At 66.0% G+C, this 25,647-nt stretch carries 24 protein-coding genes; 6 read left to right on the plus strand and 18 right to left on the minus strand.

What is annotated here, in order from left to right:
• The first annotated feature begins 34 nt into the window (after positions 1 to 34).
• Positions 35 to 1,165 (plus strand): ABC transporter substrate-binding protein, encoded by a 1,131-nt coding sequence (locus AC4QBL_RS14610; protein WP_472900688.1) that lies wholly within the window; start codon positions 35 to 37, stop codon positions 1,163 to 1,165.
• An 84-nt stretch (positions 1,166 to 1,249) separates the two neighbouring features.
• On the opposite strand, the gene AC4QBL_RS14615 is transcribed toward AC4QBL_RS14610, so the two are convergent.
• From AC4QBL_RS14615 to AC4QBL_RS14625, 3 genes are all read right to left on the minus strand, one after another.
• A complete protein-coding gene (locus tag AC4QBL_RS14615; protein WP_472900687.1) occupies positions 1,250 to 1,687 on the minus strand; it encodes a universal stress protein in 438 nt (145 codons plus the stop codon).
• A 135-nt stretch (positions 1,688 to 1,822) separates the two neighbouring features.
• Positions 1,823 to 4,633 (minus strand): formate dehydrogenase subunit alpha, encoded by a 2,811-nt coding sequence (fdhF, locus tag AC4QBL_RS14620; protein ID WP_472900686.1) that lies wholly within the window; start codon positions 4,631 to 4,633, stop codon positions 1,823 to 1,825.
• Positions 4,630 to 6,423 carry an NADH-ubiquinone oxidoreductase-F iron-sulfur binding region domain-containing protein gene (locus tag AC4QBL_RS14625; protein WP_472900685.1) on the minus strand — a complete coding sequence of 598 codons (1,794 nt, stop codon included), beginning with the start codon at positions 6,421 to 6,423 and terminating at the stop codon, positions 4,630 to 4,632. The genes fdhF and AC4QBL_RS14625 overlap by 4 nt, the downstream gene beginning before the upstream one ends.
• A gap of 89 nt (positions 6,424 to 6,512) precedes the next feature.
• On the opposite strand from AC4QBL_RS14625, the gene AC4QBL_RS14630 reads away from it, so the two are divergent.
• The gene (locus tag AC4QBL_RS14630) at positions 6,513 to 7,583 is read left to right on the plus strand and encodes a substrate-binding domain-containing protein (protein ID WP_472900684.1); all 1,071 of its coding nucleotides are present in this window, start codon (positions 6,513 to 6,515) and stop codon (positions 7,581 to 7,583) included.
• 8 nt (positions 7,584 to 7,591) lie between these two features.
• On the opposite strand, the gene AC4QBL_RS14635 is transcribed toward AC4QBL_RS14630, so the two are convergent.
• The 12 genes from AC4QBL_RS14635 to AC4QBL_RS14690 all read right to left on the minus strand — a co-directional run bounded on the left by AC4QBL_RS14635 (position 7,592) and on the right by AC4QBL_RS14690 (position 19,293).
• Positions 7,592 to 8,272 carry a 2-hydroxychromene-2-carboxylate isomerase gene (locus AC4QBL_RS14635; RefSeq protein ID WP_472900758.1) on the minus strand — a complete coding sequence of 227 codons (681 nt, stop codon included), beginning with the start codon at positions 8,270 to 8,272 and terminating at the stop codon, positions 7,592 to 7,594.
• 28 nt (positions 8,273 to 8,300) lie between these two features.
• Positions 8,301 to 8,516: a DUF1289 domain-containing protein gene (locus AC4QBL_RS14640; RefSeq protein WP_472900683.1), complete on the minus strand. Its 216-nt coding sequence runs from the start codon at positions 8,514 to 8,516 to the stop codon at positions 8,301 to 8,303.
• A complete protein-coding gene (locus tag AC4QBL_RS14645) occupies positions 8,513 to 9,061 on the minus strand; it encodes a YbaK/EbsC family protein (protein WP_472900682.1) in 549 nt (182 codons plus the stop codon). The genes AC4QBL_RS14640 and AC4QBL_RS14645 overlap by 4 nt, the downstream gene beginning before the upstream one ends.
• 45 nt (positions 9,062 to 9,106) lie before the next feature.
• Positions 9,107 to 9,754: a LysE family transporter gene (locus AC4QBL_RS14650; protein WP_472907422.1), complete on the minus strand. Its 648-nt coding sequence runs from the start codon at positions 9,752 to 9,754 to the stop codon at positions 9,107 to 9,109.
• A 5-nt stretch (positions 9,755 to 9,759) separates the two neighbouring features.
• Positions 9,760 to 10,668 (minus strand): hydroxymethylglutaryl-CoA lyase, encoded by a 909-nt coding sequence (locus AC4QBL_RS14655; RefSeq protein ID WP_472907423.1) that lies wholly within the window; start codon positions 10,666 to 10,668, stop codon positions 9,760 to 9,762.
• 66 nt (positions 10,669 to 10,734) lie between these two features.
• Positions 10,735 to 11,655 carry a 2-hydroxyacid dehydrogenase gene (locus AC4QBL_RS14660; RefSeq protein ID WP_472907424.1) on the minus strand — a complete coding sequence of 307 codons (921 nt, stop codon included), beginning with the start codon at positions 11,653 to 11,655 and terminating at the stop codon, positions 10,735 to 10,737.
• A gap of 104 nt (positions 11,656 to 11,759) precedes the next feature.
• On the minus strand, positions 11,760 to 13,766 hold the full coding sequence (locus AC4QBL_RS14665; RefSeq protein ID WP_472907425.1) for an acetyl/propionyl/methylcrotonyl-CoA carboxylase subunit alpha: 2,007 nt from the start codon (positions 13,764 to 13,766) through the stop codon (positions 11,760 to 11,762).
• A gap of 123 nt (positions 13,767 to 13,889) precedes the next feature.
• Positions 13,890 to 14,597, minus strand: a complete 708-nt coding sequence (locus tag AC4QBL_RS14670) for a DUF4126 domain-containing protein (RefSeq protein WP_472907426.1) — start codon at positions 14,595 to 14,597, stop codon at positions 13,890 to 13,892.
• A gap of 32 nt (positions 14,598 to 14,629) precedes the next feature.
• The gene (locus AC4QBL_RS14675; protein ID WP_472907427.1) at positions 14,630 to 15,412 is read right to left on the minus strand and encodes an enoyl-CoA hydratase/isomerase family protein; all 783 of its coding nucleotides are present in this window, start codon (positions 15,410 to 15,412) and stop codon (positions 14,630 to 14,632) included.
• Positions 15,409 to 15,921 carry a DinB family protein gene (locus AC4QBL_RS14680; protein ID WP_472907428.1) on the minus strand — a complete coding sequence of 171 codons (513 nt, stop codon included), beginning with the start codon at positions 15,919 to 15,921 and terminating at the stop codon, positions 15,409 to 15,411. Before AC4QBL_RS14680 ends, AC4QBL_RS14675 begins: the two co-directional genes overlap by 4 nt.
• A gap of 8 nt (positions 15,922 to 15,929) precedes the next feature.
• On the minus strand, positions 15,930 to 17,552 hold the full coding sequence (locus AC4QBL_RS14685; protein WP_472907429.1) for a carboxyl transferase domain-containing protein: 1,623 nt from the start codon (positions 17,550 to 17,552) through the stop codon (positions 15,930 to 15,932).
• A gap of 13 nt (positions 17,553 to 17,565) precedes the next feature.
• Positions 17,566 to 19,293 carry an AMP-binding protein gene (locus tag AC4QBL_RS14690; protein ID WP_472907430.1) on the minus strand — a complete coding sequence of 576 codons (1,728 nt, stop codon included), beginning with the start codon at positions 19,291 to 19,293 and terminating at the stop codon, positions 17,566 to 17,568.
• 129 nt (positions 19,294 to 19,422) lie between these two features.
• On the opposite strand from AC4QBL_RS14690, the gene AC4QBL_RS14695 reads away from it, so the two are divergent.
• From AC4QBL_RS14695 to AC4QBL_RS14710, 4 genes are all read left to right on the plus strand, one after another.
• A complete protein-coding gene (locus AC4QBL_RS14695) occupies positions 19,423 to 20,556 on the plus strand; it encodes an AraC family transcriptional regulator (RefSeq protein WP_472900672.1) in 1,134 nt (377 codons plus the stop codon).
• A gap of 367 nt (positions 20,557 to 20,923) precedes the next feature.
• Complete coding sequence (locus tag AC4QBL_RS14700; RefSeq protein WP_472900671.1) at positions 20,924 to 21,976, plus strand: TRAP transporter substrate-binding protein; 1,053 nt, start codon at positions 20,924 to 20,926, stop codon at positions 21,974 to 21,976.
• Positions 21,977 to 22,031: 55 nt separating this feature from the next.
• Positions 22,032 to 22,589: a TRAP transporter small permease subunit gene (locus AC4QBL_RS14705; protein WP_472907431.1), complete on the plus strand. Its 558-nt coding sequence runs from the start codon at positions 22,032 to 22,034 to the stop codon at positions 22,587 to 22,589.
• Between the two features lie 14 nt (positions 22,590 to 22,603).
• A complete protein-coding gene (locus AC4QBL_RS14710; protein ID WP_472900670.1) occupies positions 22,604 to 23,974 on the plus strand; it encodes a TRAP transporter large permease in 1,371 nt (456 codons plus the stop codon).
• A 49-nt stretch (positions 23,975 to 24,023) separates the two neighbouring features.
• Here the strand turns inward: AC4QBL_RS14710 and AC4QBL_RS14715 are convergent, their stop codons facing one another.
• Genes AC4QBL_RS14715 through AC4QBL_RS14725 form a run of 3 tightly spaced genes read right to left on the minus strand, consistent with a single transcriptional unit; the run spans position 24,024 to position 25,503 of the window.
• On the minus strand, positions 24,024 to 24,683 hold the full coding sequence (locus AC4QBL_RS14715) for an HAD family hydrolase (protein WP_472900669.1): 660 nt from the start codon (positions 24,681 to 24,683) through the stop codon (positions 24,024 to 24,026).
• On the minus strand, positions 24,680 to 25,072 hold the full coding sequence (locus tag AC4QBL_RS14720; protein WP_472900668.1) for a YchJ family protein: 393 nt from the start codon (positions 25,070 to 25,072) through the stop codon (positions 24,680 to 24,682). The genes AC4QBL_RS14715 and AC4QBL_RS14720 overlap by 4 nt, the downstream gene beginning before the upstream one ends.
• Positions 25,069 to 25,503 (minus strand): rhodanese-like domain-containing protein, encoded by a 435-nt coding sequence (locus AC4QBL_RS14725; protein WP_472900667.1) that lies wholly within the window; start codon positions 25,501 to 25,503, stop codon positions 25,069 to 25,071. Before AC4QBL_RS14725 ends, AC4QBL_RS14720 begins: the two co-directional genes overlap by 4 nt.
• Positions 25,504 to 25,647: the final 144 nt, after the last annotated feature.

A 25,647-nucleotide genomic window follows, 5' to 3' on the forward strand; every position in this document is an offset into this window, starting at 1 on the left:
TTCCTAAACTGGTTCTATCGTTGGAGACGTAAACATGACAAGAACAAACCCCTCGGGGGTCGCATCGCTGGCCGCGGGCCTGGCCCTTTGCCTCACCCTGAGCACCCCCGCATGGGCCCAGCTGCGCATTGGCCAGCCTTCGGGCTTTACCGGCTCGGTGGCTGCGGGCGTGAAAGAAAACACCGACGGCGCCAAGCTCTACCTGGATGCGGTGAATGCGCGGGGCGGCATCAACGGCCAACAGGTGGAGCTGATTTCGGTGGATGACAAGTTCGACCCGAAGGTGACGGTCGAGGTGGCCCGCGAGCTGGTCACCCAGCGCGGCGTGCTGGCGCTGTTTCTGAACCGGGGCACACCCCACTCGCAAGCGCTGCTGCCCCTGCTGGCCGAGCTCAAGGTGCCGCTGGTGGGCCCCAGCACCGGCGCCATGGTGTTGCACGAGCCGGTCAACCCCTGGGTGTTCAACGTGCGCGCCACCTACCAGCGCGAAGCGGCCAAGGCCATCGAGCACCTGGCCAGCATCGGCATCACCCGCATCGCCTTGCTGGAAACCGACGACTCCTTTGGTGCCGACTCGGCTGCGGGTGCCCTCAAGGGGTTTGACAAGGCAGGCTTGAAACCAGTGCTGCAAGCGAAGTTTCCTCGCGACAAGCCCGACTTTTCTGCGCTGGCCCCTCGGGTCCACCAAAGCAACGCGCAGGCGGTGATGGTGATCGGCTCTGCTGGCAACACCGCCAACGCGGTGAAAGCGGTGCGCGCTGCAGGCTCACGGGCGCAGGTGGTCACGTTGTCCAACAACGCGTCCGATGGCTTCATCAAGCTGCTGGGCGAACACGCTCGCGGCGTGATCGTGACCCAGGTGTTCCCCAACGAACGTTCGGTGGCTTTTCCGCTGATCAAGGAAGCGATGGACCTGGCCAAAGCCAAGGGGCTGGACGGCGTGTCGCCCGCCATGATGGAAGGCTACGCCGCAGCCAAGGTGCTGGTGGAAGGCCTGCGCCGTGCCGGCCCCAACCCAACACCAACCGCGCTGCGCGACGCGCTGGAGTCCATTCGCAATTTCAACATGGGCGGACTGTCGATCAGCTACAGCGCCAGCAACCACACCGGTCTGGATTTCGCTGATCTGTCCATCGTGGACGCCTCTGGGCGGTTTCGGCGCTGAAGAAAAGGGCCCACGCTCCACAGGTGCGAGGACCCCTTGCGGGCTCCGGCGCCTCGCCACTGTGCCGCGCGCGGGCTCTACCGCTCAGGACTTGACGATCAGCACCGGCACTTTGGCGTGTGTGAGCACTTTTTGCGCCACGCTGCCCAGGATGAGCGCCTTGATGCCCTGGCGGCCGTGGGAACCCATGACGACCAGGTCACAGCCTTCGGCTGCTGCGGTTTCCAGAATACCTTCGTACACCACGTTGCGCTCAATGGTGTCGCCGGCAAAGGCCACGCCTTCGGCGGCACACACCTTGCCCACCGCGTCCAGCGCCTGGCCTGCAGCGGCCTTGGCTTCGGTCAGGTAGGCCTGCAGACCCACGGCCGACGCATCGCCAATGCCGATGTAGGGAAACGGGTCGATCACGTACACGCCAATCACCTGGGCGCCCTGGCTTTTGGCCAGTTGTGCAGCGGTGCTGGCCGCGAGGGCCGCTTGCGAGGAGCCGTCGGTGGGCACGAGAATTTTTTTGAACATGGCGGATCTCCGGATGGGTGAAGGCATGACCGGTGACCGAGCGGGGTTGAACGCCCGGCCACCACGAAGAAACATCTTACCGGTCCAGGGACGCGGGGGGCTTGAGACGTATCAAGAGACGGCCCGCCAGCTGACTCAGACGGTGGCCGCACACACCTTGACCGCGCAGTATTTCAGCTCTGCGATCTTGCCCACCGGGTCGAGCGCGGGGTTGGTCAGCAGGTTGGCGGCGGCCTCGGCGTAGGCAAACGGGATGAACGCGGTGTCGGGTGGCATGCCCTGGTCCAGCCGCACCGCCAGCACCACGCTGCCACGGCGCGATTGCACCCGGGCGTTGTCGCCTGCGGCCAGGCCGCTGCGGGCGGCTGTGTCGGGGTGCAGGCTGACCACGGGGCCGGGCTCCACCGCGTCCAGCACCTGGCTGCGCCGCGTCATGCTGCCGGTGTGCCAGTGTTCCAGCTGGCGCCCGGTGATGAGGACCATCGGGTAGTCGGCATCGGGCGTTTCGGCCGGCGCCGTGAGCGCGGCGGGCACCAGCCGGGCCTTGCCGGTGGGCGTGGGGAACTGGTCGGTGAACACCACCGCGTGGCCGGGATCGTTTTCGTGGGCCACCGGGTAGGTGACGGCGCCCTCGCGCTGCAGCCTCGCCCACGACAGGCCAGCGATGCTGGGCATGAGCGCGCGCATTTCTTCAAACACGGCGCCAACGCCTTCGCTGGCTTGCGCGCTGGCCGTGCCGTCGGGCGCCACGGCGTAGGCCCAGCCCAGGCCAAGGCGCTGCGCCAGTTGTTCGGTGATCCAGGCGTCGGCCCGCGCCTCACCGGGCGCCGGCACAGCCTTGCGGCCGAGCTGCACGCAGCGGTCGGTGTTGGTCACGCTGCCGGTTTTCTCAGGCCAGGCGGTGGCGGGCAGCACCACGTCGGCCAGGCTGGCGGTCTCGGTCAAAAAGATGTCCTGCACCACCAGATGCTGCAGCCGGGCCAGGGCCTCGCGGGCATGGGTCGCGTCGGGGTCGCTCATGGCGGGGTTTTCGCCCTGGACCAGCATGGCGCGGATCTGCCCGTCAAAAGCCGCGTTGACGATTTCCACCACGGTCAGGCCGGGCTCGCTGCCCAGCGTGCCGGGCGGCACACCCCAGAGCTGTTCGGCTTGGGCGCGCACGGTGGGCTCGCTCACGCGCTGGTAGTCGGGCAACACCATGGGAATCAGGCCCGCGTCGCTCGCGCCCTGCACGTTGTTTTGCCCGCGCAGCGGGTGCAAGCCGGTGCCGGGGCGCCCAATCTGGCCGGTGATGAGCGACAGGGCGATGAGGCAGCGCGCGTTGTCGGTGCCGTGGGTGTGCTGGCTCACGCCCATGCCCCACAGAATCATGCTGTTGCCTGCGGTGGCGTAGGCGCGGGCCACCTCGCGCAAGGTGGCGCCGTCGATGCCGCACACCGGTGCCATGGCTTCGGGCGAAAAGTCGGCCACATGGGCCTTGAGCTGGGCAAAGTCCAGCGTGTGCTGCTCGATGTAAGCGGTGTTCGCCAGGCCTTCAAAAACGATGGTGTGCAGCATCGCGTTGAGCAAGGCCACGTCGGTGCCCGGCTGAAAGCCGAGGTGCTTCCACGCGATGCGGGCCAGCTCGGTTCGGCGCGGGTCGGCCAGCACCAGCCGCGTGCCTTTTTTCACTGCGTTCTTGATCCAGGTGGCACCCACCGGGTGGTTTTGCGCCGGGTTGGCGCCGATGATGAGCACGAAGTCGGCGTGCTGCACATCGCGCAGCGGGTTGGTGACCACGGCCGACCCCAGGCCTTCCATCAGCGCGGCCACGCTGGAGGCATGGCACAGCCGGGTGCAGTGGTCCACGTTGTGCGTGCCAAACGCGGTGCGGATGAGTTTCTGGAACAGGTAGGCCTCTTCGTTGGTGCCCTTGGCCGAACCGAAGCCCGCCACCGGCCCCAGGCGCCCGCGCGCGGTGGTACTGAGCATTGCGCGCTGGAAGCCGGCAGCAGCAGCGTACAGCGCTTCGTCCCAGCTGGCCTCGCGGAACAGTTCGCGCCAGTCGCGGCGCATCACGTTGAGCGGGTCTTTGGGTGCGTCGGAGCGGCGGATCAGCGGCTTGGTCAAGCGCTCTGGGCTGTGGGCGTAGTCAAAACCAAAACGGCCTTTCACACACAGTCGGCCTTCGTTGGCCGGGCCGGCCTGGCCTTCTACGTGTTCGATCTTTCCGTCGGACACAAAGTAGGTCAGCTGGCAGCCCACGCCACAAAACGGGCAGAGCGAATCCACCTGCTGCTGCGAAGCCTTGGCGTACGCACCATTGGCGGGGGCAATGGCACCGGTGGGGCAGGCCTGCACACATTCACCGCAAGCCACGCAGGTGCTGGCACCCATGGGGTCGCCCTGGTCAAACACGATCTGCGCATGGCCGCCGCGAAACGCCAGGCCCAGCACGTCGTTGCCCTGCGTCTCGCGGCAGGCGCGGATGCAGCGCGTGCACTGGATGCAGGCGTCCAGGTTGACCGCCATGGCCGGGTGGCTGGTGTCTGACGGCACCGGCGCGCGCGCCGGGAAACGCCCGGGCTGAGCGCCGGCCACCTGCGCCCAGTGGGCCAGCTCGCTGTCGTGCTTGAGCGCCTGGGTGTTGGGCGCGTCAGACAACAAGAGTTCGAGCACGGTCTTTTGGGCGGCGATGGCGCGCGGGCTTTGGGTGGACACCACCATGCCTGGCTGCGGTGAGCGGCAACACGAAGGTGCCAGCACGCGTTCGCCCGCCACCTCCACCACGCAGGCGCGGCAGTTGCCGGGGCTGCGCAGGCCATCGGTGTGGCACAGGTGGGGAATGGCCACGCCCACGCGCTGCGCCACCTTCAAAAGGCTTTCGCCCGGCGCAGCTTCCACCGGCTGGCCGTTGAGCGTGAAGGCCACAGGGGCCTGATTTTCGGACAGGTCTGCGGCATTCATGCGGTCACCTCAGCGGCGGTGGAGTCGGTGGCGTTGGCGTTACTGCCGTTCACTTCGTGTGCAAAGTAGCGCAGCACCGCGTCCACCGGGTTGGGCGCGGCCTGGCCCAGGCCGCAAATGGAGGCGTCGCGCATCACCTGCGAGAGCTCGCCGAGCAGAGACGCGTCCCACACCGGGGCCTGCATCAGCGCCACGGCCTTGGTGGTGCCGGCGCGGCACGGCGTGCACTGGCCGCACGACTCGTGTTCAAAAAATTGCATCAGGTTGAGCGCAGCGCCGCGCGCCGTGTCGTGCTGGCCGAGCACCACCACCGCCATGGAACCGATGAACGCGCCGTGCTCGGCCAGGGTGTCAAAGTCCAGCGGCACATCGGCCAGCGCCGCCGGCAAAATGCCGCCCGAAGCGCCACCGGGCAAGTAGGCGTAGAGCGTATGGCCCTCGGCCATGCCGCCGGCGTGCTGCTCCACCAGCTCGCGCAGCGTGATGCCCGCCGGCGCCAGGTAAACGCCGGGCTGGCGCACGCGGCCCGAGACCGAGAAACGCCGCAATCCGCTGCGCCCGCGCAGGCCCTGCGCCGCCAGCCAGGCACCGCCCTTGGCCACAATGTCGGGCAGCCACCAGAGCGTTTCCAGGTTGTGGGCCAGCGTGGGCCGGCCAAACACGCCGTGCGTGGCCACGATGGGCGGGCGCAGGCGCGGCAGGCCGCGCTTGCCTTCCAGCGACTCGATCAGCGCCGACTCTTCCCCGCAGATGTAGGCGCCCGCCCCCCGGCGCAGCTCGATCTGCGGCGGTGTGTAGCCAGGGTATTGCGCCGCCAGGCCCTGCAACCGGATGCGCAGCGCCACCAACTCGCGCGCCAGCAGGCCCCGCGCGTCGTGGTATTCGTCGCGCAAATACAGCCAGATGCGCTCAGCACCCACCACCAGCGCGGCGATCAGCATGCCCTCTACAACCTGCGGCGCGCCGCCATGCAGGCTGGTGAGCACATGGCCATCTTTGAAGGTGCCGACTTCGCCCTCATCGATATTGACGACCATGTAGCGCGGCCCGGGCTGCGCGCGCACGGTTTCCCATTTGCGCCAGGCTGGAAAACCCGCACCACCCAGGCCGCGCAGGTTAGAGGCCTTTAGCTCGGCCAGCACCTCGTCGGGCGTGAGCGCGCCAGACAGCAGGCGCTGCAATTGCGGCAGTTCAGAAGCCACCGGCTCGGGCAGCTGGCGCGCTCCGGTTTCGCCGCGCGCCAGCAGGTCGTTGACCGCGTCCACGCTGGCATGGGGCAGCTGGCGCTGGCCCACACACGCCGCAGGCGCCTGGTGACACTGGCCGATGCACGGCGCGGCCTGCACCCGCACGGCAGCGTTGCCTGCCAGCCGCGCCTGCAAATCGCTCAACAAGCTGTCACCACCCGCCATGGCACACGACAGGCTGGTGCACACCCGCACCACGGTGGCGGCCACCGGGGCATCGTCGTCCACCACCTCGAAGTGGTGGTAGAAGCTCGCCACCTCAAACACCTCCACCTGGCTCAGGCGCAGGCGCTCGGCCAGTGCCGCCAGGTGGCCGTGGCGCAGGGCGCGCTCGGCGTCTTGCAGGCGGTGCAGGTGCTCGATCAGCAGGTCGGCACGGGGCTCCAGCCCCGCGCACAACGCGGCCACGCGCTCGCGGGCCGCGGGCGACACCTGCCGGCCCTTGGGTGCGTAGCGCGGGCGGGCGCGGGGGGGCTCAACGGCGCGAATAGGAATGACCTGGGGCGTGCGGCCAGCAGTGGGCTCATGGGGTGTGCTTGACATGTTTTCAGCGTAGCACCGGGCGCCGGTTTAAATATGTTCATAATTTCATAAAGTCAGCGCACACCCAGAACACAAAACCACTCCCCACCATGCTGCGCATCACCCTGCAACCCCAATGGCACATCGGCCACGAAGGCGCCGAAGCCCTGAATGCCAACGCCCTGCTGCAGTTGCTGGCCGCCGTGCAGTCGTCGGGCAGCATCGCCCAGGCCGGGCGCGAGGTGGGCTTGTCTTACCGGCACGCATGGGGGCTGTTGCAACAGGCCGAAACCCTGCTGGGCCAGCCGCTGTTGACACGCGGGCGGGGCCGCGGCTCGGCACTTACCGCGCTGGGTCAACAACTCATCTGGGCCGACACCCGCATTGGCGCGCGCCTGCAGCCGCTGCTGGAATCGCTGGCCGCCGAGCTGGAAGGCGAGCTGGGCCGCGTGCGGCACCAAACCCACCCGGTGCCCCGGCTGCACGCCAGCCACGGTTTTGCGGTGGCGGCCCTGCGCGAGCAACTGGCCACGCGGCGGGTGGCGGTGGAACTGCGCTACCGCAACAGCCTGGAGGCGGTGGCGGCTCTGGCGCAAGGCGACTGCGACCTAGCGGGCTTTCATGTGCCGCTGGGCGAATTTCAGCAGGCCGCCGCCCAGCGCTACCTGCAACTGCTGCGCCCTGGCGCCCACCAGCTGGTGCACTTGGCGGTGCGCACCCAGGGCCTGTTTGTGGCGCCGGGCAACCCGCTGGGTATTCGTGGGCTGGACGACCTGAAGCGGCGCGACCTGCGTTTTGTGAACCGCCCCGAGGGCTCGGGCACCCGTGTGTTGACCGAGTTGCTGCTGCAGCGCCACGGCATTGCGCCGCGCCAGGTGAGCGGCTTTGAAAACACCGAGCTCACCCACGCGGCCGTGGCAGCGTTTGTGGCCAGCGGCATGGCCGACGTGGGCATGGGCGTGCAGACCGCCGCACACCGCTTCGGCCTGCATTTCATTCCGCTGCTGAAAGAGCGCTATTTTTTTGCACTGCCCACCGAGGCTCTTGTGCGCGCTGAAATACAGCCTGTGCTGGCGGTACTGCAGTCGCCCGCATTTGTGTCGCGTGTGGCGGCGCTGAAAGGCTATGAAGCGGCAGGCATGGGGCATGTGCTGTCGCTGGCAGACGCCTTCCCTGCGTGAATGGCCCGTCAGCTGCGCCTTACACCCACCGGCAGGCGAGCGGCGGCGTCCCAGGCGCCGGACGCAAACCACGCATCACCGTCCAGGTATGCCCGCAGCATGGGCAAGGCATCCAGGCCCCAGAAGGTGTGGCCATTCACCACCAGCGCGGGCACGCCAAACAGCCCCAGCGCCAAGGCTTCGTCGGTGTTGGCGCGCAGGCGCTGCTTCACCACCTCGCTGTCAGGCCACTGCGCATCGGGCCAGGGTTTGTGGCGCTGCGCCATGTGGTCTTGCAGCAGCGTTTGCAAAGCGCCGAGCCGGGTGGCGTCGGTGGCGCTCTGGCCACCGCGCCACACGTGGTGAAACAGCTGCCCGGTAACGTAGCGGTTGGTCTCGCCGGGTGCGTCGTCGGTGGCGGTGGCCAGCCCCAGGCGCAGCAGCGCCAGCGGGTTGAACGGGTGGGCCGCGGGCAAATCCAGCGGCACACCGTGGTGCTGCGCCAGCCAGCTCACCTGGCGGTAGGTCCAGTCGCGCTTGGCGGGTATTTCGACCGGGCCCAGCTGGCCATTGGCCTTGAGCAACGCCGCAAACAGCACCGGCTTGTAGCGCACACACACGCTGTGGCCCATGAGCGCTTCGGGCAGCCGCTCAAACGCGAGGTAGGCGTAAGGGGAAATCGGGTCGTAATAAAACGCGATGTCGTGCAGGGTGTCGGTACTCATGGGCTGGCTTTCGTCAGGCGGTTTGGCGCGCTTCAATGCGTTCCCACACCACCAGCTTGTCGGCGTCGCTCAGCGCGCTCCAGGCGGCAATTTCCTGCAGCGTGCGGTAGCAGCCCTTGCAGCTGCCGTCGCGTTCGTTCAGTTCGCAAATGGACACGCACGGTGACGGCACGCCAGGGCCGGGGTGGTGCTCGCGCGCATCGCGCAGGTTGATCAGTGGGGTGGTCATGTTGGGGTGGGCTGGGCGGGCGGTGGTGCGGTCACATCGTGCACGGGCGCGCCGGTCAGGGTTTGCAGGTCGCTCGGGCTCAGGCGAAACACGCCGTGCGGGTGGCCCGCGGCGGCCCAGATTTCGTCGAAACGGAACAGCTGGTCGTCGATCAGCGTGACTGGCGGGGTGGCGTGCGCCAGCGGCGACACACCGCCAATGGAAAAACCCGTCTTGGTCTTCACAAACTCGGCATCGGCACGGCCCAGCTTGCCACCCGCTGCGCACACGATGGCCTGCACCTTTTTCTCGTCCACGCGCAGGTCGCCCGAGGTGATGACGAGCACGGCCACGTCGTCACCGGCCGGGTGGTTTTTGCGGCGAAAGATGATGCTTTTGGCGATCTGACCCAAGGACACGCCCAGCGCGTCGGCCGCCTGCTGTGCGGTGCGTGCGGCGTCGCTCAGCATCACGGGGGCGTGGGGATGGCCCAATGCAGCCAGTTCGGCAGTGACGCGCTGCACGCCGGCGGGCTGTTCTGTGAGGGTCAAATTTGCTTCACTCATGGGCGGCAATGGTAGCGGGGCGCTACCAACCCGGGTGGCGTGGGGTCAGGCGCCGGCGCGTTTCACCATGATCAGGCTGGCGCCCATGGCCATCAGCACGCCGCCAAACACGCGGTTTTGTGCCCGCCGGGCTTTGGCGGTGGCCAGCCAGCGCTGCGCGCGCGAGGCCAAAAACGCATAGCCGTGCATCACCACCAGGTCCACCCCGATCGACGTCACCAACAGAATCAGCAACTGCAGCCAGAGCGGGCGGTTGGGGTCAATGAACTGCGGCAACACCGCCACCATGAACACGATGCCTTTGGGGTTGGTCACATTGGTCATGAAACCGGTCAACACCCGCTCGCGCACCGTGGGCAAGCCGGGGTGCTTCACCAGCGCGGTGCCAGCGGCGGGCGCCTGCGCGTCCACGGGCGAACGCCACTGCTTCAGGCCGAGCCATATCAGGTAAGCCGCGCCCAACACCTTGACCACCGTGAACGCGGTGGCCGACGCCAGCAAGAGCGCTCCCACACCCACGCCCGCGATCAACAAAATGACCGCCAGCCCCAGCTGCAGGCCTGCGATGGTGGCGCTGCTCTGGCGCACACCGTAGGCCAGGCCGTGGCTCATGGACAGCACCGCGCCCGAGCCGGGCGAAATGGCGATGACCCAGGAAGCGGCGAAAAAAGCGAGCCAGACGTTCAGTTCCATCGCGCTCAGCCCTGGCGCTTGGTCAGCAAGGCCCGCGCCACGCGCGAGCCGCTCGGGCGGCCCAGGTGGTCGCTGATGAACTGGCCGGCGTCCACCAAGGCGTCCAGGTCAATGCCGGTTTCAATGCCCATGCCGTGCAGCAGGTACACCACGTCTTCGGTGGCCACGTTGCCGGTGGCACCCTTGGCGTAAGGGCAGCCGCCCAGCCCAGCCACGGACGACTGGAAGTTCCACACGCCCAGCTGCAGCGCGGCCAGCGTGTTGGACAGCGCCTGGCCATAGGTGTCGTGAAAGTGACCGCTGATGTGATCGATGTCGAAATGCTGGAGCGTCGCCTCGATGGCGGCCTGCACGCGCTTGGGCGTGCCCACGCCGATGGTGTCGGCCACGTCCACCCGCTCCACGCCGATGCTTTTCATGAGCCCCGCGAGGTAGGCCACGCGCTCGGGCGCGATGTCGCCTTCGTACGGACAACCCACGGTGCAGCTCATGGCACCGCGCACCGCGATGCCCTTTGCCAATGCCGCTTCCACCACCGGCGCGAAACGCTCGATGCTCTCGGCCATCGAGCAGTTGATGTTCTTCTGGCTGAAGGCTTCGCTGGCGGCGCCGAACACCACGATCTCGTCCGGCTGGTCGAGCAGGGCCGCCTCGAAGCCCTTGAGGTTGGGCGTGAGCACCGAGTAGCGCACGCCCGGCACGCGCGTAATGCCTTGCATCACCTCGTGGTTGTCAGCCATCTGCGGCACCCACTTGGGGCTCACGTAGCTGGTGACCTCAATCTCTTTCAGGCCGGCCGCCTGTAGGCGATGTACCAACTCGATCTTGACCGCCGCGGGCACGGGCTGCTTTTCGTTTTGCAGGCCGTCGCGCGGGCCGACGTCGATGAGACGGACTTTTGATGGGTTGGTCATGGAGGTCTCCGAAGGGCTTTACCCCCTCTCCCGCTCAGCGGGAGAGGGCTGGGGTGAGGATCGTCGTCAATAACCGCGCACGGGATCCACCACACCCGCGATGGGCAGCCCCGCCTCGAGCGCGGTGATCTTGCCCGCGATCTGCGCGATGCTTTCATCGCGCAACGTGCGTGCAGACGTGTGCGGGGTCACTGTTATCTTGGGGTGGTGCCAGAACGGATGTTCAGCCGGCAGCGGCTCGGTGCGGAACACATCCAGCATGGCGCCGGCAAGATGGCCGCTCTCCAGCAGCGCGAGCAGGTCGGCTTCGACCAGGTGCGCGCCCCGCGCCACGTTGATCAGGTAGCCGCCGGGTTTCATTTTGCCGAGCATGTCGCGGTTCAGGATATCTTGGGTATCGGCGGTCAGCGGCAGCAGGTTCACCAGCACCCGGCTGGACGACAGGAAGGTCTCAAAACCCACCTCACCGCTGTAGGTCATCACACCTTCAATGGCCTTGGGGGTGCGGCTCCAGCCGTGCACCGGGAAGTCAAACACCCGCAGCGCCTTGGCCACGCGCTCGCCCAGCACACCCAGCCCCATCACACCGACCGGGAAATCCTGCCGGTCGCGCGGCTTGCGGTACGACCACTTGCCGGCCTTCACGTCGGCCTGGTAGCCATCAAATTCGCGGAAGTGGCGAATCACGGCGTGGCACACGTATTCGGCCATCTGCACCGACATGCCTGCGTCGTCCAGTCGCACCACTTTCACGCCCGGCGGCAGCCGCAGCTTGAGCAGCGCGTCCACCCCAGCGCCAATGTTGAACAGACCCTTGAGCGCCTGTTGCTCGTCCAGAAACTGTTGCGGTGGCGCCCAGACCACCGCGTGGTCGGCCTGCGGTGCGCCGGGTTTCCACACGCTCACAGAAGCCCCGGGAAACGCGGCGCGAAGGCCGGCAAGCCAAGGCTCGGCCTTGGTGTCGGTGCAGCAAAAAATGATGTTCATGCAGCGAGCTTAACGGCGGTACGTGACACGGCTTTGGCATGAGGCCGTTCGCCCTGAGCCTGTCGAAGGGCTTCGACAGGCTCAGGGCGAACGTAGGTGAGCCATCAATCCGTCTGGATCTTCAGCAGCTCGCTGCCCTCGGCCACCTGATCACCGGGCGCGTACAGCAGCTCGGCCACGGTGCCGTCGGCGGGTGCGGCGATGGTGTGCTCCATCTTCATCGCTTCCATCACCGCCAGCGGCTGGCCTTTCTTGACCGTGTCGCCGGCCTTGACCGAGAAGCTCACCACCTTGCCTGGCATGGGCGCGGTGAGGCGGCCTACGTCGGCGGCGGCTTCACCGGCGTGGGCCAGGGCGTCTATTTCGGTGATTTGCACCGCGCCCAGCGCGCAGAAAATGTGCACGATCTCGTCGCGCTGCCAGGTCTGCACGGTCTGGCGCTGGCCCCTGAAGCGCAAGTCCATCAGCGTGCCGGTGTCCGCAGGCAGCGCGTCAAACGCCAGCACGCCAGCGGTTTCGCCAAAGGCGAGTTGCAGCGCGCCGTCGTGCAGGTAGGTCAGGCTGGCCTGCAGGGCTTCGCCTTGGTATTCAAAGTCGAAACGGCGCACGGTCAGGCCGTGCGGGCGCCAGCCGTCGCGGCGCGAAAACGGGTCTTTGCCTTCGGTGGCGCGCTCGGCCAGCAGGGTTTGCGCCACGGCGGCGGCCACGGCCAGGTTGCGACCCACCTTGTCCTGGTTGAACAGCACGCCCGCTTCGCGCGGGATCAGCGCCGTGTCCAGGGTGGCCTCTGCAAACGAAGGGCTGGCGACCACGTGGCGCAGGAACTGCACGTTGGTGGACAAGCCGACGATGCGGGTCTGCGCGAGCGCGGCATCCATCTTGGCCAGCGCCTCGGCGCGGGTGCGGCCGTGCACGATGAGCTTGGCGACCATGGAGTCGTAAAACGGGCTGATGGCGTCGCCCTCGCGCACGCCGTCGTCCACGCGCACGTCACCTCTTTCGAAGCTGGTGCAGGCGGGCTTGCGGTACACGTCGAGCCGGCCGGTGGCGGGCAGAAACTGGTTGTCCGGCGTTTCGGCGCAAATGCGGGCTTCGATGGCGTGGCCGTGAATGTGCAGGTCTTCCTGCTTCAGCGGCAGCGGCTCGCCGCTGGCCACACGCAACTGCCACTCCACCAGATCGAGGCCGGTGATGGCCTCGGTCACCGGGTGCTCCACTTGCAGGCGCGTGTTCATCTCCATGAAATAGAAGCGCATGCCGCCCTCGGGCGGCTGCTCGACGATGAACTCCACCGTGCCCGCGCCCACGTAGTTCACGGCGCGGGCCGCTGCCACGGCGGCCAGGCCCATTTGCTGGCGCAGTTCGGGCGTCATGCCCGGCGCGGGCGCTTCTTCCAGCACCTTCTGGTGCCGCCGCTGCACCGAGCAGTCGCGTTCAAACAGGTACACACAGTTGCCGTGCGTGTCGCCAAACACCTGGATCTCGATGTGGCGCGGGCGCTGGGCGTATTTCTCCACCAGCACAGCGTCGCTGCCGAAGCTGTTGATGGCTTCGCGCTTGCACGAAGCGAGCGCGGCGGCAAAGTCTTCGGCCTTTTCCACCGCGCGCATGCCCTTGCCGCCACCACCGGCGCTGGCCTTGATCAGCACCGGGTAACCAATGCGGTCGGCCTCGTGCTGCAGCATGTGGGGGTCCTGGTCGGCGCCGTGGTAACCGGGCACCAGCGGTACGCCGGCACTTTCCATCAGGCGCTTGGACTCGGCCTTCAGCCCCATGGCCTGGATGGCCGATGCGGGCGGGCCGATGAACACCAGGCCAGCCTCGGCGCAGGCGTTGGCAAAGGCTTCGTTTTCGCTCAAAAAACCGTAACCGGGGTGGATGGCCTGGGCGCCGGTGGCCTTGGCCGCGTCCAGGATGCGCTGCCACTGCAGGTAGCTGTCTTTGGGCGCGCTGCCGCCGATGTGCACCGCTTCGTCGCACGCCGCCACGTGCTTGGCGCTGGCGTCGGCGTCGGAATACACGGCCACGGTGCGCACACCCATGCGGCGGGCGGTGGCGGCAACGCGGCAGGCGATTTCACCGCGGTTGGCAATGAGGATTTTGTTAAACATGGGTAACTCCCGCGGTGAAATCGCCTGCACACGCTGCGCGTGCCATGCAATGTGATGAAACGTCCGCGGTGCGGCCGTTTTCACCGCGGTTGGCGATCAAGATTTTGGTGAACATGAGGAGTCCTAAGCGGTAGCAGAAGAAAACAAAGATTGCGCCCGGCGGAGCACCGCGCGCAGGAAACGGAACAGCGTCCAGGTGATGAACCACATCAACAGCACAGCCACAACGGCCACACCAGCGAAGATGAGCGGGTGGTTGCTGGCGAGCCAGACGATGGCAAGGACCAGACCGTCTTCCACGAAGCTCATGACCACGTTGGAAAACGGCTCGGGCGAGGTGTTGATGGCGGCGCGCGTGGTGGTCTTGGCGGCCTGCGCGGTGGCGGCCAGGCTGCCACCCAGCAGCGCACCCACCAGGGCCATGGTGCTGCCATCAGCGCCCAGCGCCCCGGCGGCCAGCGCAGCGCCAGCGGGGATGCGGATCACGCTGTTGACCATGTCCCACAGCGAATCCAGGCCGGGGATCTTGTCGGCAAAAAATTCCACAAACAACAGCGCGCCGCTGGTGGCCAGCAGCGCCGGATGCTGCAGCACCTGCAGGCCCTCGGGCAGCGGCATCCAGCCGATCCAGCCCGCCATGCCCACGATGAAAACCACCGCATAGAGCCGGAAACCGCTGGCCCATCCGAGCGCGGCGGCCAGGGCCAGCAGGCTGGGCATGTCAAGCCGGCTGGCAGCCTCGCCCACCCCGGCACCCACGGGCGCACCGGTGCCCAGGTGGATGCCCACGCTGTGCAGCCAGTTGACGGCGGAGGTCCAGAGCGTGTCCAAGAGCGGTTCCTGTCGGGTGGTGCTGGCTCAGCTCACAGCCAAGCCGGCTTGCGCTTTTGCAAGAAGGACTGAACGCCTTCGCGGCCTTCCTCGCTGGCGCGAATGTCGGCAATGCCTTCCACGGTGGCGGCGATCAGGCTGGCGTTGATCTCACGCTCGGCCACGTCCAGCACCAGGCGCTTGCAGGCGCGCACCGCCGCCGGGCTGGCGTTGCACAGCGCTTGGGCCAGCTCGTCCACCTTGGCGCTCAGGGCCTCGGGGCCGTTGACGAGTTCGTGCACGAAACCGATGCGGTGCGCCTCTTGTGCGCTGAAGCGCTCGGCTGTGAGGAAATAGCGGTGCGCGGCACGCGCGCCCATGGCGCGGATCACGTAGGGGCTGATGGTGGCCGGGATCAGGCCCAGCTTTACTTCGCTCAGGCAGTAAGTGGCGCTGTCCACACTCACCGCCATGTCGCACGCGGCCACCAGACCCATACCGCCGGCGAACACGTCGCCCTGCACCGCGGCCATGGTGGGCTTGGGGCATTCGTAGATGGCTTTGAGCATGGCGGCGAGCTGGCCTGCGTCGGCCACGTTTTCATCGCGCGTGTAGTCCGCCATGCGGCGCATCCAGTTCAGGTCGGCGCCGGCGCAAAAGGCCGGGCCGACAGCGGCGAGCACCACGGCGCGCACGTCGTCGCGCTGGCCCACGTCTTCAAACGCGGCTTTCAGCTGCTGGATCACTTCGTCGTTGAAGGCGTTGCGCACCTCGGGCCGGGTGAGCGTGATGCGGGCGATGCGGTCCTGCACCGCGATGGTCAATGCTGTGCTCATGGTTTCTGGGCTTCCAGTTGAAGGTGGTAAACCCAATCCAGCTCGGGCGCGGGCTGGCCCAGCGCCGTGAGCGCGGCGGTGATCTGGCCGCGGTGGTGGGTGGCGTGGTTGAACACATGCGCCAGCGTGGCCGCAAACGGCAGCGACTGCGGCACGCCCTTCATGGTCTTGTAGTCCAGTTGGCCGTCAAAACGTTCGGCGGGCCAGGTGGCGATCAGGTGTTCCCAGTTGGCAGCACCGCCTTTGAGCGCCTGGCCCAGGCGTTCGCGGTCGGGCTCCACTTCGGTGTCCAGCCCCAGCAGCGGCGAAGCGCCCTTGGAAAAACGCGCATACCAGAGCAAATGCTCGCCCACCAGCAGGTGGTTCAACGTGCCGTGGATGCTCTTGAAGAACAGCCCCACGTCGCGCTTGTAGTCGTCGTCGGACACGCGCGAGACGGCATCGAGCAAACGGTGCGTGGCCCAGACGTGGTAACGCGCCTGTCGGGTGAAATGGGCAATCGGATCCATGCCGGTGCTCACATGCGGAACAGGCCGAATTTCGTCTCGGGGATCGGGGCGTTCAGCGACGCACTCAGGCCGAGCGCCAGCACACGGCGCGTGTCGGCCGGGTCGATCACGCCGTCGTCCCACAGGCGGGCGGTGGCGAAATACGGGTGACCCTGCACCTCGTACTGCTCCTTGATGGGCGCCTTGAACGCGGCTTCTTCTTCCGCGCTCCACTGGCCGCCCTTGGCCTCGATGCCGTCGCGCTTCACTGTGGCCAGCACGCTGGCGGCCTGCTCACCGCCCATCACGGAAATGCGCACGTTCGGCCACATCCACAGGAAGCGCGGGCTGTAGGCGCGGCCACACATGCCGTAGTTGCCGGCGCCGAAGCTGCCGCCAATGATGATGGTGAACTTGGGCACCGCGGCGGTGGCCACGGCCGTCACCATCTTGGCGCCGTTGCGGGCAATGCCTTCGTTTTCGTACTTGCGCCCGACCATGAAGCCGGTGATGTTCTGCAGGAACACCAGCGGCGTCTTGCGCTGGCAGCACAGTTCGATGAAGTGCGCGCCCTTGAGCGCCGACTCGCTGAACAGGATGCCGTTGTTCGCAATGATGCCGACCGGCATGCCTTCGATGCGTGCAAAGCCGCAGACCAGGGTGGTGCCGAAGCGCGACTTGAACTCGTCGAAGTCCGAGCCGTCGACGATGCGGGCGATGATCTCGCGCACGTCAAACGGCTTGCGGGTGTCGGTCGGGATCACACCGTACAGCTCCTCGGCCGGGTACAGCGGCGCCACCGGGTCGATGGTGGTGATCGGTGGCACCTTGCGGGCGTTGAGGTTCTTCACCGCCTGGCGCGCCAGCGCAATCGCGTGCAGGTCGTTCTGCGCCAGGTGGTCGGCCACACCACTCAGGCGCGTGTGTACGTCGCCACCGCCCAGGTCTTCGGCGGTGACCACCTCGCCTGTGGCGGCCTTCACCAGCGGCGGGCCACCCAAGAAGATGGTGCCCTGGTTCTTGACGATGATGGTCTCGTCGCTCATGGCCGGCACATAGGCGCCGCCCGCCGTGCACGAGCCCATGACGACCGCGATCTGCGCAATGCCCTGCGCGCTCATGTTGGCCTGGTTGAAGAAGATGCGGCCGAAGTGGTCCCGGTCGGGGAACACCTCGTCCTGGTTCGGCAGGTTGGCGCCGCCGCTGTCCACCAGGTAGATGCAGGGCAGGCAGTTTTGCTGCGCCACTTCCTGCGCGCGCAGGTGCTTCTTGACGGTCAGCGGGTAGTAGGTACCGCCTTTCACTGTGGCGTCGTTGCAGACGATCATGCAGTCCACACCGCTCACGCGGCCCACGCCCACGATGACACCGGCGCAGGGCGCGCTGTCGCTGCCGTCGCGGTCCGGGTACATGCCCATTGCCGCCAGCGGGCTCAGCTCCAGAAACGGCGTGCCCGGGTCCAGCAGCATCTGCACGCGGTCGCGCGGCAGCAGCTTGCCGCGCGCGGTGTGTTTGGCGCGGGCGGCCTCGCCACCGCCAAAGGTGGCTTTGTCAATTTGCGCCTTCAGGTCGTCCACCACCGCGCGCATGGCGGCGGCGTTGGCCTGGAAGTCGGCGGAGCGGGCATTGAGTTTCGTGTCGAGTGCAGGCATGGCGTTCTCTGGTTCAGGCAGTTTTTTGTTCGGCCAGCCCGAGCTGGTCCTTCATGGCTTCGCGGATCTTGAATTTCTGGATCTTGCCGGTCACGGTCATGGGAAAGGCGTCCACAAACCGGATGTGGCGCGGCACTTTGTAGTGGGCGATCTGACCTTTGCAAAAGGCGCGCACCGCGTCTTCGTCCAGCGTCTGGCCGGGCTTCACGATGACCCAGGCGCACAGCTCTTCGCCATATTTGACGTCGGGCACGCCAACCACCTGCACGTCTTGAATGGCGGGGTGGCGGTACAAAAATTCTTCGATCTCGCGCGGGTAGATGTTTTCGCCGCCGCGGATCACCAGGTCCTTGATGCGGCCGACGATGTTCACATAGCCCTCGGCGTCCATGGTGGCGAGGTCGCCTGTGTGCATCCAGCCGGCGGCGTCAATCGCCTCGGCGGTCTTGGCCGGGTCGTCCCAGTAACCGTGCATGACCGAGTAGCCGCGCGTGCACAGCTCGCCCGACTGGGCCGGTGCCACCACCTCGCCACTGTCGGGGTTCACGATCTTGACCTCCAGGTGCGGCTGCACCGTGCCCACGGTGGACACGCGCTTGTCCAGCGGCGTGTCGGTGCTGCTCTGGCAGCTCACCGGGCTGGTTTCGGTCATGCCGTAGGCAATGGTGATTTGCGAGAGGTGCATGTCGTCCACCACGCGCTGCATCACCGCCGTGGGGCACGGCGAGCCGGCCATGATGCCGGTGCGCAACGTGGAGAGGTCGAACTCCTTGAAACGCGGGTGGTCCAGCTCGGCGATGAACATGGTGGGCACGCCGTGCAAGCCGGTGCAGCGTTCGTCCTGCACCGTCTGCAACACGGTGAGCGCATCAAACCCGTCGTTCGGGTAGACGATGGTCGAGCCGTGCGTAAAGCAGGCCAGGTTGCCCAGCACCATGCCGAAGCAGTGGTAAAGCGGCACGGGGATACACAGGCGGTCGGCCGGCGTGAGCTGCATGCACTCGCCAATGAAAAAACCGTTGTTCAGGATGTTGCGGTGCGTCAGCGTGGCGCCCTTGGGGAAGCCCGTGGTGCCGCTGGTGAACTGGATGTTGATCGGGTCGGTGGCCTTCAGCGTGGCCGCCACCTGCGCCACGCGCGAGTCGGCTGCGTCGCCTTGCGCCAGCAGCGCCGAGAAGCGCAGCAGCCCGGGCTCATCATTGCCCTGCCCGGCTTCGTCGATCCACACCACGGTGCGCAGGTTTGGCAGCTGCTGCGCTTGCAGCGCGCCCGGCTGGCCATGCGCCCACTCGGGCGCCAGCTCGCGCAGCATGCCCAGGTAGTCGCTGGTCTTGAACTGCGCCATGGTCACAAGCAGCTTGCAGCCCACCTTGTTCAGCGCGTACTCCACTTCCGAAGTCCGGTAAGCCGGGTTGATGTTCACCAGCACCAGGCCCACCTGCGCCGTGGCCAGCTGCATCAGCACCCACTCGGCGTTGTTGTGTGACCAGATGCCCACGCGGTCGCCCGGCTGCAAGCCTTGGCGCAGCAGGGCGCTAGCCAGCTGGTGCGCGGCTTGTTGCAACCCGCGGTAGGTGTAGCGCCGCCCCTGGTGCACGCTCACCAGCGCCTCGTGCTCGGGCTGGCGCGCCACCATGGCGTCAAAAAACGCGCCAATGGTCTGCTCGATCAGCGGCACGTCGGTGGCGCCTTGCGCTTGGCTGCGCACCAGGGGTGCAGCGCCAAAACCGGTCTCGCTCATGGGTGGTGTCTCCTCTGGGGCTGTGCCCCGGTTCACGCCGGGCACAAAGCGCAAGCATAGGAGCTTGGCCAGCAACCGACTTGCCAGAATGGTTGCAAATCGTGCCACGTTGCGGGCACACTGGTACCCATGGCAAACCCGAACCCTGCGGCTTCATCGCAACCCCTGCCCGTGGCCGACCAACGCCCAACCAAGGCCGCGACGCCCATTGCGTTTGTGAACGCCATCGCGGCGGCCTATGCGCAGCAAGGAAAAAGCCCGGCACACGCCTTGGCCCAGGCACAGATTGCGCCAGCCCTGCTGAACGACGCAGGCTCGCGCATCACGGCGGCGCAAATGGAGGCGGTGTCGGGCGCTGCCATGCGCGAACTGAACGACGAAGCCCTGGGCTGGTTTGCCCGCCCGCTGCCTTGGGGCAGTTACGGCCTGCTGGCCCGCGCCTCGCTCTCATCGCCCACGCTGGGCGTGGCGCTCAAGCGCTGGTGCCGCCACCACAGCCTGCTGGCCAACGACATCACGCTGGCGGTCACCACATCGGAGTCGGTCGCCAGCATCTCCATCACCGAGCACCGCACGGCGGGTCCCATCGCCCCGGGCGGCGCCCTGCGCGAGTTTTGCCTGGTTTCCATGCTGCGCAACATCCACGGCCTGGCCTGCTGGTTCATCGACTCGCGCCTGCCGCTGCTGGGCGCCCAGTTTCCTTTTGCGCCACCGGCCCACGCCGAAGCCTATGGCGTGCTGTTTGACGGCCCGACCGACTTTGGCGCAGGCCCGGCCGCCATCCGCTTTGACGCGCGCTACCTGGCGCTGCCGCTCAAGCGAGACGAGGCAGCGATGAACCAGATGCTGCAACGCGCCCTGCCCCTGACCGTGCGCGCCTACCGACGCGACCGGCTGCTGGTGCCACGCGTGCGCCAGGTGCTGATGAGCCAGCCGCTGGACGCCCACAACGCCAACGACCTGGCCGCGCGGCTGGGCCTGTCAGCCCGCTCGCTGCACCGCCAACTGAAAGAAGAAGGCGCCTCATTGCAAACGCTGAAAGACGAGGTGCGAAAACAGCTCGCATTGACACTGCTGCAGCGCACAAACCGCCCCATCAAACAGGTGGCGCAGGCCACCGGCTTCCAAAACGAGAAGAGCTTCATGCGCGCTTTCAAGGCTTGGACAGGTCTCACGCCAGCCGAGTGTCGCCAGCACGACTCAAATGCGGCCCTGGGGCATGAAACTTCTTCAAACGCCCAACAAAAATCATTCACGCGCTGACGCTATGCCCATGGGCTGGTGTTTGCCACCAGGCACCGTGCTTTTCACTCTGAAAACCGGGGAAAAACAGGGCGAAAAATCCGCCCCAAAAAACGCATCGCAAACCCCTGGCGGAACCGTCCCTCAAGCCGAAAAAAGCCGCCAAAAACAGGCGCCTAGGGTAAATCCTTAGCCAAGGTATGCCCAAAATATTCGGTTGAGCGGTTCTACTAACTGGCCTCAAGCGGGATTGCTTGGGCCATGCCGTTTCTGCGGCAAATGGCCCGAACCGGGGCTTGAGCCCATGCGAAAGCGAGGCTTCTCGACGGCTGAAAAGCCACTTGCGGTCTGCTCTTGCGTCTTTCGAAAACTTACGGAGATTTCCAACATGAAACACCAGTTGAAAGCCCTGGCCCTTGCCGCCTCCATGGCCGCCATCAGCCTGCCCGCCACCGCCCAGGAAAACGTGCGTTGGGGCATTCCCATGTCCTTCGGCTCCAACCTGACCGCGCTGGGCGACACCATGCCCTGGGTCTCGGACCAGCTCAAGAAAGTTTCCGGCGGCACGGTCAACCTGCAGGTGTTTGAACCCGGCAAGCTGGTGCCTGCGCTGGGCATTTTTGATGCCGTGTCCTCCGGCAAGGTGGAGGCTGGCTACAGTTTCATGGGCTACGAGCTGGGCAAAGTGCCGGTTTCGGCCATCTTTGGCGCCCTGCCTTTCGGCATGGAAACGCCCCAGTTTTCTGCCTGGATGTATTTCGGCGGCGGCGACGCGCTGCTGAAAGAAGCTTTCAAGCCCCACAACGTGTACCCCATCTTCTGCGGCTCCATCAGCCCCGAAGCGGCTGGCTGGTTCCGCAAGGAAATCAAGACCCCCGCCGACCTCGTGGGTCTGAAGTTCCGCGCCGCCGCACTGGGCGGCAAGATCTACCAGAAGCTGGGGGCCTCGGTCACCATGCTGCCTGGTGGCGAGCTGTTCCAGGCGCTGGAAAAAGGCGTGCTGGATGGCACCGAGTTCTCGCTGCCCACCGTGGACGACCAGCTGGGCTTTGCCAAAGTGGCCAAGAACTACTACCTGCCAGGCTGGCACCAGCCGTCCACCAACCAGTTCCTCTATGTGAACATGGCCGCCTGGAACAAGCTGAAGCCACAGACCAAGGCGCAAATCGAGACCACCTGCACCGCCGGTGTGACCATCGCCATGTCCAAGGCCGAAGCCTTACAGGGCGACGTGCTGGTCAAGTTTGAGAAGGAAGGCGTGAAGCTGCACCAGTTCAACAAGACCATGCTGGACGCGTTCGCCAAGGCATCCAAAGAAGTCATCGCTGAAGAGTCGGCCAAAGACCCGATGTTCAAGAAGGTGTACGACAGCATGTCGGCCTTCCAGAACAAGAACCGCAAGTGGCACGATCTGGGCTACCTGCCCCGCGACTACAAGTAAGGTATTGATGAGATTGGCAGCGTTGATCGCTTAGAAGGATTTTGGAATGAAGAACATGACGCACAACGCTGCCCCGCTGGAAGCAGGGCCTTCGGGCCTTGCCCTTCCCACCACCGCTTTTTCACGGGCTGCCGACCGGGTCATCACCTGGTTCGGCGAGCTTGCCTCGGCCTTGTGGCTGGTTTTGGTACTGGTGATCGTGGTCCAGGTGATCGCTCGTTACGTCTTCGGTGCCGGCTCGATCATGATGGAAGAGCTGCAATGGCACCTCTACGCCATTGGCTTCATGCTGGGCATTTCGTTCACCGAGGTGAAGGAACGCAATGTGCGCATCGACGTGCTGGCCGAGCGCTTCACGCAACGCACCCGCCAATGGATCGAACTCTTCGGCCTGACAGGCCTGCTCGTTTTTTGTGGCGTGGTGGTCTGGTACGCCATTCCGTTTTTCTGGTCGTCTTACGAGCTCAATGAGGTGTCTGCTGCGCCCGGTGGCCTGCCTTACCGCTGGTTCATCAAGTCCTTCCTCATCACCGCGTTTGTGTTGCTCGCCCTGGCCGCCATCAGCCGGCTGACCCGGGTCTGGGCCGCGCTCTTCACCACCCACAACGCATAACAAAGGGAAGACACGTGCTGCCTTTTTACGAATTCCTCGCCATCGGTCTGATGGTGACCTTCATCCTGGCGCTGTTCACCGGTTACCCGGTGGCCTGGCTGCTGGGCATTCTCTCGCTGGGTTTTGCCGCCCTGGGCATTTTTCTGGGTGACAGCTTCGGTTTCGACACCTTCCTCATGACGAGCTGGGCCAAGTTCTCGGGGGTGGTCGACCGGTTTGACGCCATCATGTCCAACTGGGTGCTGGTCTCGTTGCCCATGTTTGTCTACATGGGCCTCATGCTCGACCGCTCGGGCGTGGCCGACACCATGATGCGCAACTTCGTCAAGGTGTTTGGCGGCCTGCGCGGTGGCCTGGGCCTGACGGTGATCGTCATCGGCATTTTGCTGGCCGCGTCCACCGGCATCGTGGGCGCTTCTGTGGTGCTGCTGGCTGTGCTGTCCATGCCCATCATGCTGCAAAACAACTACAACAAGGCGCTGGCCTCGGGTGTGGTGGCGGCTTCGGGCACGCTGGGCATTCTCATTCCACCGTCCATCATGCTGGTGCTCATGGCCGACCAGGTGTCGGTCTCGGTGGGCGACCTCTTCATGGGCGCGCTCATTCCCGGCGTGGCGCTGGGCCTGCTGTACATGATTTTTGTGGTGATCGTCGGCTTCGTTCGCCCCGACCTGGTGCCACCACGCCCGGCCGACGCCGAGAAGCTGACCGCCCGCCAGGTGGGCATCGCCTTCCTGTCCACGCTGCCCACGTTTGGCCTGATCCTGCTGGTGCTGGGCTCCATCTTCTTCGGCGTGGCCACGCCCACCGAAGCCTCGGGTCTGGGGGCCTTTGGCGCCATCTTGCTGGCCGCAGCCAACCGCAAGCTGAGCTGGTCCGTCATCCGCCAGGTGGGCATCGAAACCACGCTCACCACCTGCTTCATCTTCGCCATCTTCATTGGCGCCACGGTGTTTGCCTATGTGCTGCGCCTGATCGGCGGCGACGAGCTGATCGCCGAGTTCTTCAAAGGCCTGGGCCTGGGCCCCACCGGCCTGGTGCTGGTGGTGCTGCTGGTGGTGTTCATTGCCGGCTTCTTCCTCGACTGGTTCGAGATCGTGCTGATCATCTTGCCGTTGCTGGCTCCCGTGATCAAACTGGCCGGGCTCGACATGACCTGGTTCCTGATCCTGGTGGCACTGATGCTGCAAACCTCGTTCCTCACACCACCGGTGGGCTTCTCACTCTTCTATCTCAAGGGCGCGGTACCCAAGGGCGTGACCATCCGCGACATCTACATCGGCGTGATCCCGTTCGTGCTGCTGCAAATGGCCATGGTGGCGCTGTGCTTCATGTTCCCGCAAATCATCTTGTGGCTGCCGCAGCAGATGTACGGCGGCGGTTGACGCGCTGCACCCCAACAAAAAAGGGCCCTCGGGCCCTTTTTTGTTGCATTCAAGCTTGCCAAAAGCAGGCCAGCTCGTCCAGGTGGTGCAGCACCCGAGCCACCGGCAAGCCGGCAAACGCGCGGCCATGCCCTTCAGGGCAATAGCCCCACACGGTGGCGCCGGCGTCCAGCCCGGCGCGTGCGCCGGTGGCCGTGTCTTCAATCACCAGGCAGCGCGCCGGGTTGGCGCCCAGGTGGGCGGCGGCGGCCAGGTACACGTCGGGCGCAGGTTTGGAGCGTGGCATGTCGTGCCCGCTGAAGATGCGGTCTTCAAAATACGGCGCCATGCCCGCCATGCCGATCTGCATCACCACCTTGGGCCGGTCGGCGCCAGAAGCGCAAGCAATGCGCCCCGCCGTGTGCGCGTGCGCCGCCATCACGGCTTGCAGCGCGCCGTCCATGGCCCGGAGTTCGGCGCGCAGGCGCTGGTCGCGCCGCGCATAAAAGGCGCGCATCCAGTCTTCGGTGAGCGGGCAGCCGGTTTCCGCCTCGATGCGCTGGCGCTCGTCGCGCACCGCCTTGCCAATGAAGATGTCCATGCACTCGGCCTGGCTCAAAGCCCAGCCAGCCTCGTTCAGCATCTGGCGCAACACGCCGTTGGTGATGGGTTCGCTGTCCACCAGCACGCCATCGCAGTCAAACAACACCGCCTCAAACAGTTCGCTCACTTCAGGTCTCCGTCCACATAGAACCAGCGTCCGCCTTCGCGCACAAAACGGCTGGTCTCGTGCAAGCGCTGCCCGCGCCCGCCCAGCCGCGAGCGCGCCACAAACTCAACTTCGGCATGGTCAGCATCCATGGCGCGGTGGTTTTTTACCTCCAGCCCCAGCCATTTCACGCCGGGCTCCAGCGCCAAGTCGGCAGGCCGGGTGCTGGCGTGCCAGGTGGCGGCCAGATGCTCCACGCGGCCCAGCACAAAGGCGGTGTAGCGCGACCGCATGAGGCTCTCAGCGTCGGGCGCGGGGGTGTCTTGGCCTAAAAAGCGGCCGCAGCAGGCCGTGAACGCACAGGCTTTTCCGCGCGCATCCACCCGCCCGCAAGGGCATGCCCGCGTCACGCGCGGGTCGCCTTGCTGCGCGCCTTGTGCGCTTCCAGCGATTCGGTTGGTGCGCTTTGCTTGAGCCATTCGGCAAAGCCGCCGTCGATGTGGGCGACGTTGGTCATGCCCATGTCTTTCAAGGCCTTGGTGGCCAGCGCACTGCGCCAACCCGCACCACAAAACAGCACGAACTCCTTGCTCTCGTCGCCGAACGCCGGTTTGAAATAGGGCGACTCGGGGTCGACCCAAAACTCCAGCATGCCCCGCGGCGCATGCAAAGCACCTGGCACAGTGCCCTCGCGCTCCAGCTCACGCGGGTCGCGTATGTCCACCACCTGCAAGCGCGCATCGCCCGCTACCAGGCGCTCGCGCACCTGCGCCACGGTGTAGGTGGTGATCTGCGCGGTGGCTTCGTCCACCAGCGCCCGGAATCCTTTGGTGATCGGCATGAAAGTCTCCTGTTAAATAACCAAACGCAGAAGCAAACGAAAAACAAGCCCGCAGCCGGAGCAAGTGCCTCAACCCAGGATGCCTTGCAACCGGCTTTGCCGGGGCGCAGGCATCGCCCCCTTGAGGGGGTGACGCGCCCTTGG

It is taken from the genome of Hydrogenophaga sp. L99, from assembly GCF_058731905.1.

What these genes read in the sequence shown, in the direction of transcription:
- AC4QBL_RS14610 (WP_472900688.1), top strand. Translation starts at nt 35, where the DNA reads ATGACAAGAACAAACCCCTCGGGGGTCGCATCGCTGGCCGCGGGCCTG.
- AC4QBL_RS14615 (WP_472900687.1), bottom strand. Translation starts at nt 1,687, where the DNA reads ATGTTCAAAAAAATTCTCGTGCCCACCGACGGCTCCTCGCAAGCGGCC.
- fdhF (WP_472900686.1), bottom strand. Translation starts at nt 4,633, where the DNA reads ATGAATGCCGCAGACCTGTCCGAAAATCAGGCCCCTGTGGCCTTCACG.
- AC4QBL_RS14625 (WP_472900685.1), bottom strand. Translation starts at nt 6,423, where the DNA reads ATGTCAAGCACACCCCATGAGCCCACTGCTGGCCGCACGCCCCAGGTC.
- AC4QBL_RS14630 (WP_472900684.1), top strand. Translation starts at nt 6,513, where the DNA reads ATGCTGCGCATCACCCTGCAACCCCAATGGCACATCGGCCACGAAGGC.
- AC4QBL_RS14640 (WP_472900683.1), bottom strand. Translation starts at nt 8,516, where the DNA reads ATGACCACCCCACTGATCAACCTGCGCGATGCGCGCGAGCACCACCCC.
- AC4QBL_RS14645 (WP_472900682.1), bottom strand. Translation starts at nt 9,061, where the DNA reads ATGAGTGAAGCAAATTTGACCCTCACAGAACAGCCCGCCGGCGTGCAG.
- AC4QBL_RS14650 (WP_472907422.1), bottom strand. Translation starts at nt 9,754, where the DNA reads ATGGAACTGAACGTCTGGCTCGCTTTTTTCGCCGCTTCCTGGGTCATC.
- AC4QBL_RS14655 (WP_472907423.1), bottom strand. Translation starts at nt 10,668, where the DNA reads ATGACCAACCCATCAAAAGTCCGTCTCATCGACGTCGGCCCGCGCGAC.
- AC4QBL_RS14660 (WP_472907424.1), bottom strand. Translation starts at nt 11,655, where the DNA reads ATGAACATCATTTTTTGCTGCACCGACACCAAGGCCGAGCCTTGGCTT.
- AC4QBL_RS14665 (WP_472907425.1), bottom strand. Translation starts at nt 13,766, where the DNA reads ATGTTTAACAAAATCCTCATTGCCAACCGCGGTGAAATCGCCTGCCGC.
- AC4QBL_RS14675 (WP_472907427.1), bottom strand. Translation starts at nt 15,412, where the DNA reads ATGAGCACAGCATTGACCATCGCGGTGCAGGACCGCATCGCCCGCATC.
- AC4QBL_RS14680 (WP_472907428.1), bottom strand. Translation starts at nt 15,921, where the DNA reads ATGGATCCGATTGCCCATTTCACCCGACAGGCGCGTTACCACGTCTGG.
- AC4QBL_RS14685 (WP_472907429.1), bottom strand. Translation starts at nt 17,552, where the DNA reads ATGCCTGCACTCGACACGAAACTCAATGCCCGCTCCGCCGACTTCCAG.
- AC4QBL_RS14690 (WP_472907430.1), bottom strand. Translation starts at nt 19,293, where the DNA reads ATGAGCGAGACCGGTTTTGGCGCTGCACCCCTGGTGCGCAGCCAAGCG.
- AC4QBL_RS14695 (WP_472900672.1), top strand. Translation starts at nt 19,423, where the DNA reads ATGGCAAACCCGAACCCTGCGGCTTCATCGCAACCCCTGCCCGTGGCC.
- AC4QBL_RS14700 (WP_472900671.1), top strand. Translation starts at nt 20,924, where the DNA reads ATGAAACACCAGTTGAAAGCCCTGGCCCTTGCCGCCTCCATGGCCGCC.
- AC4QBL_RS14705 (WP_472907431.1), top strand. Translation starts at nt 22,032, where the DNA reads ATGACGCACAACGCTGCCCCGCTGGAAGCAGGGCCTTCGGGCCTTGCC.
- AC4QBL_RS14725 (WP_472900667.1), bottom strand. Translation starts at nt 25,503, where the DNA reads ATGCCGATCACCAAAGGATTCCGGGCGCTGGTGGACGAAGCCACCGCG.